The following is a 16,306-nucleotide window of genomic DNA, read 5'->3' as shown; positions in this document are numbered from 1 at the left end:
CCCTCCCCCCCCCCCCCCCCCCCCCCCCCCTCCCCCCCCCCTCACCCCCCCCCCCCCCCCCCCCCCCCCCCCCCCCCCCCCCCGGCCGGCCCGCCGCCGGAGCGGCGGGCCGGAGCGGCGAACCGGAGTAGCGAGCCGTAGCAGCGGACCGGGCCGGAGCAGCGGCACGGCTCAGCGCGGTGCCGCGGCGGCCCGCCGGGTCTGCCAGCCGCCGATCCGGTGGACGACGTGGATGAGCAGCACCCCGGCCAGCACGTCCAGCGCGGTGGAGACGGTGGACAGGTACACGGCCCGCCGCAGGCCGTCCTCGGACAGCGTCTCCTGCATCACCTGGTACGTGTAGGCCCGGCCCACCATGCCGCCGATCAGCCAGGAGCCCCACCACAGCGCCAGCAGCGGGCCGGGGTTCGCCCGCCGGGGCGGCGCGCTGGCCCTCCAGATGTCGGTGACGATCCGGTACGGGATCCACAGGTTCGCGACCGGCACCATCCAGGAGCCCACCGTCCAGCCCCGCGCCCGGCGCTGGCTGCGCGCTCCGGCCAGCGCCTCGGCGTTGAGCCGCGCCCGCCACAGCCAGGCCAGGAACACCAGGCCGGTCGCGAGGAACAGCGCCGCGCCCGTGCCGGGGGTGAAGAAGCCGGAGAAGTCGTCGGCGGACTGGATCTCCTCGTCCGTGGCCGTCCCGGCGAGGTAGTGCTCGACGGCGAGGTAGACGCGCCAGTCGGCCACCGTGAGCAGGACGTCGTAGAGCAGCGTGAGGACCAGGAGCGCCGTGGCGGCGGAGCCCCAGCCGGTGAGCGCCCGGTGCCGGGCCGCGTACCCGGCGTCGTCCGCGCTCCCGCCCCCGCCCCCGCCTTCGTCCCCGAACGTGGTGCCGTGCTGCGGATGGTTCACGTTTCCCCCAGGGGTCGGTGGTTCACCAGGATCCGATCAGCTGCAGGACGCGGTAGCCGAGCCAGGCCGCCAGCACCAGGGTGACGGCCAGCCCGAGGCCCGCGAGGGCGGCGGCCTGGGTCGCCAGCCGCGCCCTCCAGACCATGCGCCGGACCATCCGCCGGCGGCACCCGCCCGAGGACGCCAGCGCGGCGCCCACCGCGCGGGCCACCTCCGCGGTGGGGGTGTCCACGGAACCGAGGGCCGCGCGCTGGCTCCAGCCGCGCCATCCGGCCCGCCGCAGCCCCACCGGGAACACCCGGGGCCGCCAGTACTCGTCGAAGACGACGGCCGCGGATATCCAGTGCCCGTCGCCGCCCGGCGCGACCGGCGGTACCGGTTGCGGTATGTGGGCGTTCAGCCTGGCGGTCAGCTCGGACGGGTCGGGCGGGAGCAGCAGGACCAGCTTCGCCGGGGGTTGGGTGGTCTGCACCTGCTCGGCCTCCCACCACAGTCCGTCGCCCTGCCCGAGGCGCAGGACGATCAGCTGGGACAGGTCCATCAGCCGCCGCACGGTGGGCTTCCAGTCGTCGGCCGGGAGGTAGAACCGCGCGGCGCCGAGCTGGGGCATGGGCTCCCCGGGGCGGCCCACCGCGATCACGGGGCCGACGGCCCCCAGGGCACCGGCGAACTGCTCCTCGCGGGTGTGGAGGTTGACGTCCGCCCCGTCCTCGACCTCGGCGGCGCTCGCGTCGTCCCCGAAGCTGCGCAGGTAGAGCACCGGCCGGCGGCCGTCGAGCAGGGCGCGCGCCGCCGGGCGGGCCGCGTAGCGGCGGGTGCGGCGAAGGATCAGGAAGCCCGCCACCAGGGCGGCCAGGCCGGCGAGGAGCAGCACGGCCTGGGCCTCCAGGGGCATCTTGTGGCCGTCCCGCTCCGACGCGTCGACGGCGAGGGTCCCGCCCCCGAACAGCACCAGACCGAAGACGTTGAGCAAGCGCAGCGCCCGCTGCCAGGGCAGCCGGGGCGGCACGAACTGGCTGACGGTCCGCACCAGTTCCGCGACCTCCGCCCGGCGGCGGGCGCGCAGCCACAGGGTGGGCCAGAGCAGGACGAGGGCCGAACCCCCGAACCACAGCGCCAGGGTGAGGTTTCGGCGCACCTGCTCGCCGCCGGCGGCGCTGACCAGCAGGTGCGCCGCGACGTAGCCCGACGCGGCCGTGAGCCCCGTGAGGGTCCGGGCGAGGAACCGCAAGCGTGCCGACACGTCGACTCACCCCCAAGCAGTCCCCCGAAAGCGTGAGTGGAATGCCTAGGTCACGTACCGCACTTGGCTGATCGTCATGCACATGGAGACGAAATCGTGTCCGTACGGAGGAACCGGAAACCGGACGGACGGCGGAGGTTTACCGTGGTCAACCCGCCTGACGTGCGGCGCCCTCGACGGCCGCCGCGCCGGTCCCGGCGATCTCCTTGCGCCGCTTCCACACCGCCGCCGAGATCCGGGCGAGCAGGCGGGCCGCCGGATCGCCGTGGTCGGCGCCGGTGGCCAGCGGGCCGGTGTAGCAGACGGCGAGCAGGTACGGCGGGCAGTCCATCGGCGCGACGAGGCCCACGCAGTGCCGGGCGCCCGGGATCCAGCCGTTCTTGAAGGCGATCGGGATGCCGGGCGGGATACCGGCGGCGAGGTCCACCCGGAACTCGTTGCACTCCAGGAGGTCCAGCAACTCCGGCTCGTCGCGCAGCGAGTGGAGCAGGCGGACGAGATCGCGGGCGCTGACCAGGTTGTGGACGCCGGCGGCGCGGGCGGCGTAGTCCTCGATCCCGCGCGGGGTCGCGCTGTCGGTGGCGCCCGCGCGTTGCCAGACCTCGGCGATGGCCTGCGGGGTGGTGCGGGCCAGACAGATGTTGGTGGCCAGGTTCGAGGAATGGGTGATCATCCGCTCCACGAGGAGCCGCAGCGGCACATGGGTGCCCAGCAGCTCCCACGGGAGCGGATCGCTGTCGTAGTCCGGGTCGTTGCCGAAGTCCCCGCCCACGACGGACTCGAAGCGGTTGACGACGGGGACCTCGGCATCGAGATTGACGCCGCTACGGGCGAGCGCGGCGAGCACCGCGACCTTCATCGTGCTCGCGGCGTCGTGCAGTTCGTCGGGGTTGTGGACGAACACCGGCTCCGCCTCGCCCGCCCAAGGGGCCACCACCACAGAGAGCATGGAGGAAGAGTAGGGGAAGGCGGGCTCAGACCTCGGCGCTCGCGGCGAACGACACGAACGCCCGCCAGGCGGCGGGGTCGAAGGTGAGGTGGGGGCCGGAGGCGTCCTTCGAGTCACGGACGAGGACGGCCGTGGTCGTCTCGGCGACCTCGACGCAGGCGCCACCTTCGTTGCTGCTGTAGCTGCTCTTGCGCCAGGCAACCTCGACGCAGGCGACGTCTTCATTGGTGCTGTGGCTGCTCTTGAACCAGACGAGATTCATGTCTCTTGACGGTACGCCAACGGCCCGCCGCCGGATAGACGGTGGGCCGTTGAGGGGAGGTCCGGTCAGACCTCGGCAGTGGCGGCGAACTCGACAAACGCCTGCCAGGCAGTCGGCTCGAAGGCCAGCTGAGGGCCGCTCTTGTCCTTGGAGTCACGCACGTGGACGACACCAGGGGTCTCGGCGACCTCAACGCATGCGCCACCCTCGTTGCCGCTATAGCTGCTCTTGAACCATGCCAGCTCGGTAGTCATCGTTCTCCCAGGATCTTCTCGATCAGGGCCAGGGACTCCTCCGGATCATGAGCCTGCGCCCTCAGAATGTTGTAACGCACGTTCATGATCCGAACTTCGTCCGGGTCAGAGATCAGCCTACTGCTCGTCTGCACTTCAATGTACGCATGCTGGGGCTTCCCCTTCGGAGTGATCAGAATGAAGGGACCTCCCATCCCGGCATGCTCGGTTCTGTCCAGCGGAAGCACCTGGATGACCATTCCACGGGTTCGCCCGACCTCAAGGAGGCGGCGGAGCTGGTCAGCGTGCACGCCCCAGCCACCCAACGGCCGTCGGAGCACACTCTCGTCAATCACCCAGCTAAAGACGCCGCGAGGCCATCGAGTTAGCACCTCTTGCCGCGCCATACGAGCCGCGACCCGCATCTCGATCACCTCCTCCGACAGAGGAGGCTGCCTCATCGCATATACGGCTCGTGCATGCGCCTCCGTCTGAAGCAGGCCTGGAATATCCAGCGTCGCAAGGTCGTGCATTTCAATCGAGTCGACCTCCAGAGCTGCATAGCCCCTGAACCAAGCCGGGTGTCGTACTCGGGCCTTGGCTCGCGCACTCACCACGTCGTCCTGCGCGACCGCCAACAACCCGCCGGCATTGAGGGTTCTATCCACCGCGACCAGCAACTCCGGCTGCGGCGTCCGCACTCCTCGCTCCACCGCGCTGATCATGTGCTCCCCGTAGCCGACGCGTTCGCCGAGTTCCTTCCGCGACAGACCGGCCTGCTCCCGCAGGAGCTTGATCTGCTTCCCGATCGCGCGGAAGAAGTCCGAGACCTCCGTCAGGTCCTCCGGCAGTTCCGTCCGGCCCTCGCCCGACTCGCTGTTACGCGCCGCACCCATCGCGACCACCCCACCTGTGATTGAGCCACGAGACTAAAGCTGTCCGCACCCATACAAGTACTCTCCGTACTCGCCAGACGCATGGTCAGGGTACGTCCGCGCCGTCACGCTTTTCTCCCATGACCACCGAAATCCCACTCGACGCTCCTCGCAGCCACACCACCACGCTCGACGCCTCACCCAAGGGCGCCGCGATCTGCCGGCGCATCGCCAGACGTCAACTCACCGCCTGGGGGCTGAACTCGACGCACACCGAGCCCTACTACTCCGCGCTCCTGATCGTCGCGGAGCTCGCCGCGAACGCGATCACGCACGGACGCGTTCCGGGGCGCGGGTTCGAGCTGCACCTCGCGCTCACCACCACCGTGCGCCGGGGCACCACCCTCCGCATCGAGGTCTCCGACCCCAGGGGCGACCGGCTCCCCGTCCTGCCCGTCGTCCACACCCCCAACGCCCAGTCCGGACGCGGCCTGACCCTCATCGACGCCCTGTGCGACCACTGGGGCACCGTCCCCCGGCACCCCAACTCCAAGACGGTCTGGGCCGAACTCGACCTCGGTGCCCCCGACTCCCCCTCGATGCCGGACTGCCCCTCGACCCGCGACACCGTCGATGCCCTCTGAACCCCGCCATGGCGAGGGCCACGCGACCCTCTGCACCCTCCTCCCGTTCGCCCTCCTCCTTGCCCTCCTGGCCTGGATCCTCCCCCTCACCTCGGGCGACGCGCACCACAACCGCCAGCCCCCGCAACCCACTTCGAGTCCCACCACCGCACCGTGAACCAACGGAGTGGGAAGTCGGCCCATCCGACTTCCCACTCCGCCCACACGCCCACCGCAGCGGTGCAGCGGCGATCGGGGGCGCTCTGCCTGGGCCTGGTCCCGTTCGAAGAGGACGATGACCCCTGCCGTGATCGACCATCGGTCATCGTGTCGGCGGGTGCATTTCGATCTTCATCGGGTTCGGTCGACATCTGGTCCGGTCATGTACACACTGCGTACGCTCGGACCCGATTGCTCGTCGGCACGAGAGCCCGGGGGAGACGATGACTCAACAGGCAAGCCCTGGCCAGCTCATCGGGGGGAAGTACCGGCTGGTCTCCAGCCTTGGGTCAGGCGGCTTCGGGCGCGTCTGGAAGGCCCATGACGAGGGTCTGGGCGTGGACGTTGCGATCAAGGAGATCTGGCTCCCGCCCGCACAGTTCGAGGAGGAGTACGACGAGCGCCTCAAACGCCGCGCGTGAGGCCCGAAGCGCCGCCAAGCTCCGCGATCACCCCAACATCGTGACCGTTCACGAAGTCGTCGTGGATGCCGGCCGGCCGTGGATCGTGATGCAACTGGTCAACGGCTGTTCGTTGGACGAATACGTGAGGCAGCATGGTCCGTTGGCTCGTGACCGTGCGCTCAAAGTTGCCGGGGCACTCCTGGAAGCCCTCGACGCCGCTCACCGGGCCGGCATCCTCCACCGCGACGTGAAGCCCGCCAACGTCATGATGGCTTCCGACGGAAGGATCCTTCTGACCGACTTCGGGATCGCCCGTCATGAGAGCGACACGGTGCTGACTGCGTCGGGGACGGTCATCGGATCCCCGGAGTACATGGCGCCCGAGCGAATCCGGGGACGGGCCGACCTGCCGGTCAGTGACCTCTTCTCCCTCGGAGTCACGCTCTTCCAAGCCGTTGAAGGAATCTCCCCGTTCAGAAGGGAGACGTCGATGGCCTCCATGTCCGCGGTGTTGATGGATGAGCCTCCACCGCTGGTGAAGGCCCGTGACCCGCTGAGAACGGTCATCCGTCTGCTACTCGAGAAGAAGCCCGAACGGCGGCTCGGCATTTCAACGGCTTCGGTACTGCTTGCCGAAGCTCCTGGCTCGCAGAGCCCCGGCGGGCCGCAGGCCGAGCACCCGGATTTGCTGCCGAAGAAGGACAACCAAGCCTTCTTGAGCGCAGCCATAGAGCTTGAGCGGCAACGGCAGGTGGAAAAATTGCTGCTCGATAAACCGGCACCTGCCGCTCCGGTGGCTGCTTCCCACCCGCGCGGAACGCCGGAGCAGGAGCGGAGGCCATCCGAAGGCCAGGATGGTGCGAGCGACGCGACCGGGCGATCGGGCGGTCTTACAAAGAACGTCCGCGAAGCAGTAGCCGCAACACTAGGAGTCGCAGCCCTGGTTGGGGTGTTCACCCTTCCAGAAATGTTGAACAACACGGCCTGCGGATGGATGAAGGGTGCACTTATCAAGTATGAGCCGAATGGCTATACTACATATCAAAATCGACAGCAGGTCATCAATCAGACGAGAGATGCTCTAGATCTCCCAGGGCTTGACGATGGCATAAAACGGCACCTTGAGGAATACCTGGACAGTCTCTTGAGGAATTGGTATGCCCAAGACGCTGGGGATAGTCAGGCGAGTCGGGCAAGGTCGGAGGTTTTGAAGGCATGCGGAGACAAGGGGGACTAGCTCCGATCGCCGCGACGACGGCAACCCGGCGAACCTCTGCGGTCACAGCACTAGGCTGACCCGCGAGCACCCGCCAAAGCGGGGCACGCCTGAGGACGGGGGAACGGGCGCATGGCGCTGCTGGACAACGATCCGCGCGAGATCGGCGGCTACCGGCTGGAGGACCGGCTCGGCGCGGGCGGGATGGGCGTGGTGTACCGCGCGCGGTCGCTCTCCGGCCGGCAGGTGGCGGTCAAGGTGATCCGCGCCGAACTGGCCACGGACGCCGAGTTCCGCGCCCGCTTCCGGCACGAGGTCACCGCCGCCCGCCTGGTCAGCGGCGCGTTCACCGCGCCGGTCATCGACGCCGACGCCGACGCGACGACCCCCTGGCTCGCCACCCTCTACATCCCGGGGCCCTCCCTCGCCCAACGCGTCGCCACCCAGGGGCCGTTCAGCCCCGCCGAGGTGCGGCGGCTGGCGGCCGGGCTGGCCGAGGCGCTGCAGGACATCCACCGCGCCGGACTGGTGCACCGCGACCTCAAGCCCGGCAACGTACTACTGGCCGAGGACGGCCCGCGCGTGATCGACTTCGGCATCGCCCGGGCCCTCGACGGCACCCAGCTCACCAGCACCGGAGTCGCCGTCGGCACCCCGCCGTTCATGGCGCCCGAGCAGTTCCGGGACGGCACGGCCGGCCCGGCCACCGACATGTTCGCGCTCGGCTCGGTGCTGGTCTTCGCCGCCACCGGCCGCGGGCCCTTCGGCGCCGACTCCTCCCACGCGGTCGGCTACCGGGTGGTGCACGAGGAACCGGACCTGACCGGCGTCCCCGCCGAGCTGCTGCCGCTGGTCACCGCCTGCCTCGCCAAGGACCCGGCCGCGCGGCCCACCGTCGACCAGCTGCTGCGGCGGCTCGCGGGGACGGAGCGGACGGACACCGTCCGGGAGGAGAAGCGGCCGCAGGGACCGGACACCGTCCTGGACCCGCCCGCGCCCACGCCGACCCACCCGCCCACCGTCGCCGACTCCCCCGCGGATCCCCCCGCCGGCGCCTCCCCCGACGCCCCGCGGCCGGCCGGCCGACGCGCCCTCCTCACCGGCGTCACCGCCCTGGCCCTCGCGGCCGTCACCGCTCTGGTCATCACCAAGTGGCCGCTGACGGGGTCGTACGACAACCCGAACCCCCTGGGACCGAACGGCCCCGACGCGGGGTCCGGCGCCGTCGCCTGCGGGCCGGCCGGGACCGCGGCGATCGGCGCGGACGACCAGCAGACCGCCCTCGTCGGGCACTGGACCGACGACTACCACCGGTCCTGCGCCTCCGCGAACGTCTCCGCGCTGACCGACAGCTCCTACGGCACGGCCGGCACCGACTTCACCACCGGGCGGGCCGCCGCCGCCGTCCTCGGCCTCCCGCCCGCGGACCAGGCCTTCCAGCAGCGCTGCGCCAACGGCCACCCGGTGAGGCTCCCGTTGGACGTGGCGCCGATCTCCGTGGTCTACAACGTCCCCGGGCTCGACCGGCTGGTCCTGTCCCCCTCGGTCATCGCGCGGATCTTCGACGGGCGGATCACCACCTGGAACGACCCGGCGATCGCGGACCTCAACCCGGGCCGGCCGCTTCCGGACGGAGCCATCGCCGTCGTCACCCCGTCCGAGAACCTGTCGACCACGCTCGGCCTCACCCAGTACCTGGCCACCACCGCGCCCGCGGACTGGCCGTACCCGCCGAGCGCGACCTGGCCCGCCCGCACCCACGGCTCGACCCGGCCGAGCACCGACCTCGCCGGGCAGACCCTCAAGACCCCGTTCTCGATCTCCTTCCTCCCGCTGACCGCCTCCGCCCTGGTGAAGTCCGCGGTGCTCACCACCGGGCCCGGCGGGAGCGCCCCCGTGACGCCCGAGCCCCAGGCCGCCACCAAGGCCGCCGCCTCCGCCCAGGTGACCGGCTCCGGCGACAACCTGACGGTCAGCCCGAACTACGCGACGACGGACGGGTACCCGCTCATCCAGATCGGCTACGCGGTGTACTGCGACGGTGGTGCGGCCGGCGACGGGACCGGGCGCGCCCTCACCGGCTTCCTCACCCACGCGGTGAGCGAGTCCGGCCAGCAGACGGCCGAGCGGTGGCACTACGGCCGACTGCCCGCCGGCCTGCAGAAGCGCGTCCAGGACGTCCTGAAGGCGGCCCCGACCAAACACTGACCCCGGAGACGACCGTGAACGCCCTCTCCTCCACCCCCGGCCACCAGGCCGTCCACCACCTCATCGCCCGCTATGCCGAACTCGTCGACGACGGCGACTTCGCCGCACTCGGCGACCTCCTCGCCGACGCCGTCCTCCTCGGCAGCGGCGAACCGGTGCGCGGCCGCGAGGAGATCGAGCAGTTCTTCCGCACCACCCTCCTCACCTACGAGGACGGCACCCCGCGCACCCAGCACGTCACCACCAACACCGCCGTGGAGGTCGACGAACCGGCCGGCACCGCCACCGCCCGCTCCTACGTCACCGTCCTGCAGGCCCTCCCCGGCTTTCCTCTCCAACCCATCGCCGCCGGCCGCTACCACGACCGCTTCCGCCGCACCGCCGGCCACTGGCACTTCACCGAACGCCGGATCCGCATCACCCTCCTCGGCGACGTCAGCCGCCACCTGCGCCGCCCGTCCTGAGCCGGCCGACTGGTCTGCCGAGCGGGGACTTTCGGACTTCTCGGCCTCCACGCCTGTACACCCCCCGTCTGTACCGCACCCCCGCCCACCCTCGTCACCCGAGAATCCGAGCCCGCCCATGGCGAGGCCCCGTGACCGGACGTCCGGTCACGGGGCCTCGACGTGCTCGAAATGACGGCCAATCAGCTCTTGCCGGGCTTCGGCGCCGGGAGGGTGGCCGAGCCGGTGAGCAGCGGCCACTCCTTGTGGAAGGGCGGCAGCGGGAGCTTGCCCTCGATGATCGGGGTGCCGAAGATCTTCAGGTGCGCGGTGAGCGCGCCGTTCAGGTCGACGCCGCCCAGCAGGGACCAAGTGCCCTGCGCCTGCGGCGGGGTGCCGGAGGAGTCGGCCACCAGGGAGCCCTCGACCTGGGCCTTCAGGTAGGGGGCGACGGTGGTCTCCACCCCGACGGTGTCGTACAGGCCGACGCTGATCTCGGCGCCGAGCGCGGCCCGCACGCCGGCCTTGCCGTTGAGCTTCACGTGGACGGGGCTGACCTTGGTCTCGGCGCTGGTGACCGGGGTCCAGCCCTTGCCGCCGGTGTAGTCGGCGCGCACGGCCCAGGTGCCGTTGGCGTCCTGCTCGGCCTCCAGGTGGACCTGGCCGTCGGCGCTGACCTCCAGGTAGCAGGTCAGGCCGAGGTTGACGACCACGGGCAGGCCGGCAACGGTCAGCACCGGGCTGGCCTGCAGCTTGGCGAAGGGCACCCGGATCGGCGCGGCGCCGGTGTTGCGGGCGACGTCGCCGGTGACCTTCCACTCGGCGTGCGCGCCCAGGTCGAACCCGATCGACGCGGTGCGCGGGCTGCCGGCGGCGGCGCCGTGGTACGCGAAGTGGACGGCCGGGTGGAGCTGGAGGGCTCCGGAGGCGTCCAGAGTGGCGCCCTCCGGCAGCGGCACGGGTGCCTTGACGTCGACCTCCAGGGTGCCCGAGGCGTCGGCCTTCACTCCGCCGAGGTCCACGCCGACGCTCGCCTTGAGGTCCTTGACCAGCGGGGTGACGGTGATGGCGTGCGGGTCGACGGGCACGCTGCCATCGGCCTCGGTGCCGCCGAGGAGTTCGGCGATGGTGGCGGGGCGCGTGGTCAGGTCGAGGGTGTTGCCCGCCCCGGGGCGGACACCGGTGACGGCCACCAGCGCGCCCTGCGGCGCGGCGGCGGTCGGCGGGCTGGCGATCAGCTGACCGGGCTGGACGGCCGCGGCAGCGGCGGCCGGGGCACCCGGGGCCGCCGCCGACGGCGCGGCGCTCGGGGACGCGGCAGTCGGGGACGCGACGCTCGGCGAGCCGGTCGGCGCCGGGGCCGTGGCGGTGGTGGGCGCCGGGCCGGTGGCCGACAGCACGGCCGTGCCGCCCGCCGGGTCGTACGCGGTCAGCTGCAGGGCCTTAGTCGCCGCCGTGACCGGGGCGCCGTCCTTGCCGGGGCTGCCGATCGCGGCCTGCTTGTCCCCGGCCGGTGCGGCGGTGACGGGGACGGTGCCGGCGGTGGGGCGGGCCGCGGCGGGCGTGGCCGCCCTGGCGCGCGGGGTGCCGGCGGCGGGCGCGGCGGCGGCCGGGCTGCCCCCGGCGGCGGTCGTGCCCGCGTCGGCGGCGGTGGCGGCGGCGGCCGGGGCCGCGTCGGTCCGGGGGGTGCCGGGACTGGTCGGCCCGCACGCGGCGGCCCCGGCGAGGATGAGGGTGAGGACGGCGGGGCCCGCGGCCCTGCCTATCGAACTCTTGAACACGCGGCGTCATGTTACTGACGAGGAATAAGTTTGTCGAAGACAGGCCAACCGGACGCCCGGCACGGGTTCACCGGCAGGTCATCCCAGCCGGGACACCGGCAGGGGGCCACCCTCCAACGACCCGGTTCCGCCCCGGCCCCCGCCCCCACCTCCGCCTGACAGCTCCGCGAGGTAGCGGGCGCGCGCCATCGGCTCGGCGCCCAGGCTGCGCACGTGCGGACCGTCCCACTGCGCGTCGAGCAGCCGGCCGCCCGCCGCGGCGAAGCGCGCGCCGAGGTCGGCGACGGCGACCCGCGCGGCGTCCGGCCGGCGGTGGAACATCGAGTCCAGGCTCAGCACCGGCCCGACCGCGATCCCGAACACCCCGCCGATCAGCTCCTCCCCCTCCCACACCTCCCCGCTGTGCGCCGCCCCGAGCGCGTGCAGCGCGGTCAGCGCCCGCGCCAACTCCTCGGTCAGCCAAGCAGGTTGCCGCCCGTCGGCACACCCGGCCAGCACCCGCCCGAAGGCCCGGTCCGCACTCGTCCACCACGCCGAGCGGTTCCGCAGCCGCCGCGCCAGCCGACGCCCGATCCGGACGCCCCCGGCCGCGATCACCGGCCGGGGGTCGGGCGACCACCACGCCAGCGCGTACGGGTCCTCCGCCCCGCCCGGCCCGTCCGCCCGGCCCGCCCCGCCCGGCAGCAGCGGCAGCTCCCCGGCATCGACGGCGTCCCCGTACAACGCCTCGTTGTACGCGCTCGCGAACTCGTCCGCGGCCGGCAGCGGGAACAGCCCGTGCCGGTACGCCGCCAGCAGTTCCCCGGGGCCGAGCGCGCCGCCGAAGGCCACCGGGCCGTCGCCGGGGGCGTCGCGGAGGTCGAGGGAGTCGAAGGCCGCGGCCGCGCCGCCCCCGGGGGCGCTCGCGCTTCCGCCGCCCGCCCCGCTCACCGCTGCGCCCCATTCACCGCTGCGCCTCGGCCGCCCCCGGCATCCCGGCCGCCCCGGCCTTCGCCGCCGCCCGGGCCGGCTCCAGGAAGCCCTCCGCCTCCAGGCCGTTCAGGTAGTGGTCGATCAACCCGGCGTCCACCGCGGGCAGTTCGATCCCGCTCCCGACCAGCGCCGCGTCCACGTTGGCCCGGTCGAACAGCGGGAACGTCGGGCGGAAGTACATCTCGCTGATCGACAGCTCCGACCCCGGCGCGCGGTCCACGAACAGCGGGACGAACGGCGCGATCGGGTGCCTCGGGTTCCCGGCCGCGAACCGGACCAGGCCCCGCACCCAGTCCCCGTACGGCTGCCGGACGATCCGGTGGCCGCGCGCCCGCAGCCGGTCGGCGAGGTCGGCGAGGACGCCCGGCTGCGGCGAGGTGAGGTGGTAGACCTCGCCGTCGGCGGGCGCGTGGGCGGCGATGTGGGCGATGGCACGGGTGAAGCGGTCCGCCGGGACGAAGTCGAGCAGCAGCTCGACGTCCGGACAAGTGCCGCTGTCCGCCAGGTACTTGATCAGCGCGCACAGCTCGGTGCCGGTGTTCATCACGCCGCTCTCCAGGTCCCCGGTGACGTCGTTGGTGCGCAGCACCGTCACCGGCAGGCCGTCCGAGGCCGCGTTGTGCAGCAGTTGCTCGGCCACCCACTTGCTCTCGACGTAGCCGACGCCGATCCGCTCGGGGTGGGCGAGCGGGGTCCGTTCGGTGACCTTGTCGACGCCCGCCGCCCCGAAGCCGGCCAGCACGGCGAGGGTGGAGAGGTAGTGCACGGGGATGCCCCGGCTGTACCCGGCGAGGCGCACGATCTCCCGGGTGCCGCCGACGTTGGCCTCGCGCAGCTGGTGGTACGGGTAGAGGAAGTTGACCTGCCCGCCGAGGTGGTGGACGGCGTCCAGGTTGCCCGCCATCCAGTCGAACTGACGCTCCGTCAGTCCGAGCCGGGGTTGGGTGAGGTCGCCGACCAGCGGCACCACCCGGCGGTCGGCGAGGTCGTGCCGCAGGAAGCGCTGCTGGGTGGCGCGCAGCCGTTCCAGCGCATGCTCCTCGTCGGGCGCGCGGACCAGGCAGTGGATCCGGGCCCGGGTGGTGGCGAGCAGCGCGTGCAGCAGGTGCGCGCCGCAGAAGCCGGTGGCGCCGGTGAGCAGGATCTCGGCGGGCTCCGCGCGGGAGGGCGCGGGGCTCCAGGACTGGCCGATGGGATCGGTGAGCCGGGCCTCCTCGTCCCAGTCGACCGGCGGCTCGCCGCCGTTCGCCGCACCGCCGTTCGCCACACCGCCGTTCGCCACACCGCCGTTCGCCACGGCCGTCGTCGCTGTTCCGGTGGTCACGACGGACGTCGCCGCGGTCCCGCCGTTCCCGACGGACGTCGCTCCGGTCCCGTCGTCCACCACGGCCGTCGCTCCGGTGCTCCCGGCGGCGCGGCCCGGTTCCGGACGGTCCGCGCCGCCCGTCCTGGCAGCGTCGCCCGTCCGGCCGTCGCCCGTCCGAGCGTCGCCGGTCCGGGCCCCCTGCAGCGCCACGGCGAAGGCCCGCAACGCCGGATCCCGCAGCAGCGCGCGGGTCAGCGCCCGCACCTGGCCGACGTCGATGCCGAACGCGATCCGGGCCCGCGCCAGCATCTCCATCACCAGCAGGGAGGTGCCGCCGAGCGCGAAGAAGTCGTCCGCCGGGCCCACGGTCTCGATCCCGAGCAGTTCCGCCCACAGCTGCCCGACCGCCTCCTCGACCGGATCGCCGTCGCCGCCGGCCGCCGCCGTGCCCGGGCCGGCGTCCGTCCCCGCCTCGGCGCCCGGCCCCGCCGCCTTGGCCGGCGCCCGCACCGGGGCGTGCGGCAGCCGGCGCCGGTCGATCTTGCCCGCCGGGGTGAGCGGCATCGCCTCCAGCGGCACGAACTCGGCCGGGACGAGGAACTCCGGCAGCCGCTCGGCCAGGAACGCCCGGATGCCCTCGGAGCCGTCGCCGACCGCGCCCTCGGCGAGCGTGTAGTAGGCGGTGAGCAGCCTGCTGCCGTCCGCCGCGGCCGCGTCGGCCGCGACCCGGGCCTGCCGGACGTCCGGGTGCGCCGCCAGCACCGCCTCGATCTCGGCCGGGTCCACCCGGTGCCCGCGGACCTTCACCTGGTCGTCGAAGCGCCCGAGGAGCTCCAGCTGCCCGTCCGCCCGCCAGCGCCCGGCGTCGCCGGTGCGGTACATCCGCTCGCCGGGCAGCGGCGCGTACGGGTCGGGCAGGAAGGACTCGGCGGTGAGCCCGGCCTGCCGCCAGTAGCCCCGGGCGAGGCCGGGCCCACCGAGGTGGATCTGCCCCTTCTCGCCGGGCCGCACCGGCCGCAGCCGCGTGTCCAGCACGTGCACCCGCACCCCGGGCAGCGGCCGCCCGATCGGCACCAGGGCCGCGGAGCCCGCACTGCCCGTGCCACCCGCGCCGCCCGCACCATCCCCACTGCCCGCACCGCCCGCATTGGCCGCACTGCCCGCACTGGCCGCGCCGGCCTCGCCCGCGCCGTCCAGCAGGTCGCCGGTGACCTCGCAGAGCGTGGAGGTGACGGCCGCCTCGGTGACCCCGTACGCGTTCAGCAGCCGCGCGCCCGGCAGCCGGGCCAGGCAGCCGCGGCAGTCGTCGGCGTGCACCACGTCCCCGCCGACCACCACCAGCCGCAGCCCGTCCGGGCCGGGGCCGCCGGGCCGGAGCAGGCCGAGCACGTGGTGCCAGTAGGCGGGGGTGAAGTCGGCGACGGTCAGGCCCAGCCCGGGCACCCGGCCGACCAGCTCGGTGGGCGCCCAGGTGCCGCCCCCGCTCGCGTGCCCGCCGCCCAGCACCACCGTGCCGCCCGCGAGCAGCGTGCCGAACACCTGCTCCAGGGCGGTGTCGGAGCCCAGCGCGGCCAGCTGCAGCACGCGGTCGCCGGGCGACAGCCCGTAGGCGCGGACGACCCGGTCGAGGGTGAACACCAGTGCACGGTGGGTGACCGGGACGCCCTTGGGGCGGCCGGTCGTGCCGGAGGTGTAGATCAGGTACGCCAGGTCGTCCGGAAGGGCGCCGTCGTCGATCCGGTACTCGCCGGGCGCGGCGGCGGGCGGGGTGCCGGGCGCCGTGCCCGGTGGGGCGTGGGGCGCAGTGCCGGGCGCGGTACCGGGCGGGGTGCTGTCGCCGGACTGGAGCTCGCGGGACCGGACGCCGTCCACCCGCACCACCTCGACCCCGGAGAACTCGTGACCGGCGGTGACCGCCACCCGCGCCCCGCAGTCCTCCACCAGCCGCGCCAGCCGCCGTTCCGGGTGCGCCGGGTCCAGCGGCAGGAAGGCCCCGCCCGCCTTGAGCACCCCCAGCCAGGCCGTGACCAGATTGGCCCCCCGCTCCAGGCAGACCGGCACGACGTGCTCCGGGCCGGTGCCGCGGGCCCGCAGCGCGGCGGCCAACCGGTCGCTGCGCAGGTCGAGTTCGCGGTAACTCAGCGTGGCCCCCTCGGCGAGGACGGCCACCGCGTCCGGGTCGTGCGCCGCCCGCGTGCGGAACAGCCCGTGCACCGTGTCGGCGAACCCGGCCGCCGCCCGTCGCACGCCCTCCGAGCCGGGGAAGCCCAGACCGGGCGGCCGCCATTCCCGCTCCACCCAGGCCCGGCACTCGGCCCGCGTGGCGGGCCCGTACACCTGGCGCCACCCGCCCGGTACGGTCAAGTCCCCCGGCCAGAGCGCGTACTGACCGTCGTCGTTGCGCACCACGGCGTGACGCCCCGAGCTCACATCCGTTCGTACGCCCTGTGCGCTGTCTGCTGCGTCATCCACCGGCTTGACCTCGTGCTGTGGCGGCAGAATGCTTGGGAGTGCGACATTTCCGACTATACGCACTCATGACACAGGAAGAACGTCCGGTCGACCACCGACCGGACGCCGCACGTCCACGCCGACACACCCGCCTCGAAACGCGCGGAGAAGCACGGCCCCGCCGCCCGGTGGCACAGGACGCACCCGGGCCGACACCCTCGCCCGAA

14 protein-coding genes are annotated in these 16,306 nt (G+C 73.2%); 5 read left to right on the top strand and 9 right to left on the bottom strand.

The window, feature by feature from the left end; all coding sequences use genetic code 11:
- Window positions 1-171: 171 nt before the first annotated feature.
- The 6 genes from ACZ6Y7_RS08775 to ACZ6Y7_RS08750 all read right to left on the bottom strand — a co-directional run bounded on the left by ACZ6Y7_RS08775 (window position 172) and on the right by ACZ6Y7_RS08750 (window position 4,477).
- On the bottom strand, window positions 172-894 hold the full coding sequence (locus ACZ6Y7_RS08775; RefSeq protein ID WP_465757147.1) for a DUF4328 domain-containing protein: 723 nt from the start codon (window positions 892-894) through the stop codon (window positions 172-174).
- Between the two features lie 22 nt (window positions 895-916).
- Window positions 917-2,137, bottom strand: coding sequence for a transferase (locus ACZ6Y7_RS08770; RefSeq protein WP_465757146.1), 1,221 nt, complete (start codon window positions 2,135-2,137; stop codon window positions 917-919).
- Between the two features lie 148 nt (window positions 2,138-2,285).
- Entirely contained in the window at window positions 2,286-3,086 is an 801-nt protein-coding gene (locus ACZ6Y7_RS08765; RefSeq protein ID WP_465757145.1) for a serine hydrolase, read from the bottom strand.
- A gap of 25 nt (window positions 3,087-3,111) precedes the next feature.
- The gene (locus ACZ6Y7_RS08760) at window positions 3,112-3,348 is read right to left on the bottom strand and encodes a DUF397 domain-containing protein (RefSeq protein WP_465757144.1); all 237 of its coding nucleotides are present in this window, start codon (window positions 3,346-3,348) and stop codon (window positions 3,112-3,114) included.
- 65 nt (window positions 3,349-3,413) lie between these two features.
- On the bottom strand, window positions 3,414-3,602 hold the full coding sequence (locus ACZ6Y7_RS08755; protein ID WP_465757143.1) for a DUF397 domain-containing protein: 189 nt from the start codon (window positions 3,600-3,602) through the stop codon (window positions 3,414-3,416).
- The gene (locus tag ACZ6Y7_RS08750) at window positions 3,599-4,477 is read right to left on the bottom strand and encodes a helix-turn-helix domain-containing protein (protein WP_465757496.1); all 879 of its coding nucleotides are present in this window, start codon (window positions 4,475-4,477) and stop codon (window positions 3,599-3,601) included. Before ACZ6Y7_RS08750 ends, ACZ6Y7_RS08755 begins: the two co-directional genes overlap by 4 nt.
- 119 nt (window positions 4,478-4,596) lie before the next feature.
- On the opposite strand from ACZ6Y7_RS08750, the gene ACZ6Y7_RS08745 reads away from it, so the two are divergent.
- The 5 genes from ACZ6Y7_RS08745 (at window position 4,597) to ACZ6Y7_RS08725 (ending at window position 9,590) form a co-directional block, all read left to right on the top strand.
- Window positions 4,597-5,100 (top strand): ATP-binding protein, encoded by a 504-nt coding sequence (locus ACZ6Y7_RS08745; RefSeq protein WP_465757142.1) that lies wholly within the window; start codon window positions 4,597-4,599, stop codon window positions 5,098-5,100.
- Window positions 5,101-5,522: 422 nt separating this feature from the next.
- On the top strand, window positions 5,523-5,720 hold the full coding sequence (locus ACZ6Y7_RS08740; RefSeq protein ID WP_465757514.1) for a hypothetical protein: 198 nt from the start codon (window positions 5,523-5,525) through the stop codon (window positions 5,718-5,720).
- Window positions 5,644-6,939 carry a serine/threonine-protein kinase gene (locus ACZ6Y7_RS08735; RefSeq protein ID WP_465757495.1) on the top strand — a complete coding sequence of 432 codons (1,296 nt, stop codon included), beginning with the start codon at window positions 5,644-5,646 and terminating at the stop codon, window positions 6,937-6,939. The genes ACZ6Y7_RS08740 and ACZ6Y7_RS08735 overlap by 77 nt, the downstream gene beginning before the upstream one ends.
- A 111-nt stretch (window positions 6,940-7,050) precedes the next feature.
- Window positions 7,051-9,126 carry a serine/threonine-protein kinase gene (locus tag ACZ6Y7_RS08730; RefSeq protein ID WP_465757141.1) on the top strand — a complete coding sequence of 692 codons (2,076 nt, stop codon included), beginning with the start codon at window positions 7,051-7,053 and terminating at the stop codon, window positions 9,124-9,126.
- Window positions 9,127-9,140: 14 nt separating this feature from the next.
- Window positions 9,141-9,590: a nuclear transport factor 2 family protein gene (locus ACZ6Y7_RS08725; RefSeq protein WP_465757140.1), complete on the top strand. Its 450-nt coding sequence runs from the start codon at window positions 9,141-9,143 to the stop codon at window positions 9,588-9,590.
- Between the two features lie 182 nt (window positions 9,591-9,772).
- Here the strand turns inward: ACZ6Y7_RS08725 and ACZ6Y7_RS08720 are convergent, their stop codons facing one another.
- The 3 genes from ACZ6Y7_RS08720 to ACZ6Y7_RS08710 form a co-directional block, all read right to left on the bottom strand.
- The gene (locus tag ACZ6Y7_RS08720; RefSeq protein ID WP_465757139.1) at window positions 9,773-11,350 is read right to left on the bottom strand and encodes a hypothetical protein; all 1,578 of its coding nucleotides are present in this window, start codon (window positions 11,348-11,350) and stop codon (window positions 9,773-9,775) included.
- A gap of 78 nt (window positions 11,351-11,428) precedes the next feature.
- Window positions 11,429-12,280 (bottom strand): leucyl/phenylalanyl-tRNA--protein transferase, encoded by an 852-nt coding sequence (locus tag ACZ6Y7_RS08715; protein ID WP_465757138.1) that lies wholly within the window; start codon window positions 12,278-12,280, stop codon window positions 11,429-11,431.
- Between the two features lie 13 nt (window positions 12,281-12,293).
- Window positions 12,294-16,058 carry a thioester reductase domain-containing protein gene (locus ACZ6Y7_RS08710; RefSeq protein ID WP_465757137.1) on the bottom strand — a complete coding sequence of 1,255 codons (3,765 nt, stop codon included), beginning with the start codon at window positions 16,056-16,058 and terminating at the stop codon, window positions 12,294-12,296.
- Window positions 16,059-16,306 lie beyond the last annotated feature (248 nt).

Source organism: Kitasatospora sp. NPDC053308 (assembly GCF_055585785.1).
This window is presented reverse-complemented; position numbering and strand designations above follow the sequence as displayed.

Coding starts and splice junctions, on each gene's coding strand:
- ACZ6Y7_RS08765 (WP_465757145.1), bottom strand. CDS start 3,086: ATGCTCTCTGTGGTGGTGGCCCCTTGGGCGGGCGAGGCGGAGCCGGTG.
- ACZ6Y7_RS08760 (WP_465757144.1), bottom strand. CDS start 3,348: ATGAATCTCGTCTGGTTCAAGAGCAGCCACAGCACCAATGAAGACGTC.
- ACZ6Y7_RS08755 (WP_465757143.1), bottom strand. CDS start 3,602: ATGACTACCGAGCTGGCATGGTTCAAGAGCAGCTATAGCGGCAACGAG.
- ACZ6Y7_RS08750 (WP_465757496.1), bottom strand. CDS start 4,477: ATGGGTGCGGCGCGTAACAGCGAGTCGGGCGAGGGCCGGACGGAACTG.
- ACZ6Y7_RS08745 (WP_465757142.1), top strand. CDS start 4,597: ATGACCACCGAAATCCCACTCGACGCTCCTCGCAGCCACACCACCACG.
- ACZ6Y7_RS08740 (WP_465757514.1), top strand. CDS start 5,523: ATGACTCAACAGGCAAGCCCTGGCCAGCTCATCGGGGGGAAGTACCGG.
- ACZ6Y7_RS08730 (WP_465757141.1), top strand. CDS start 7,051: ATGGCGCTGCTGGACAACGATCCGCGCGAGATCGGCGGCTACCGGCTG.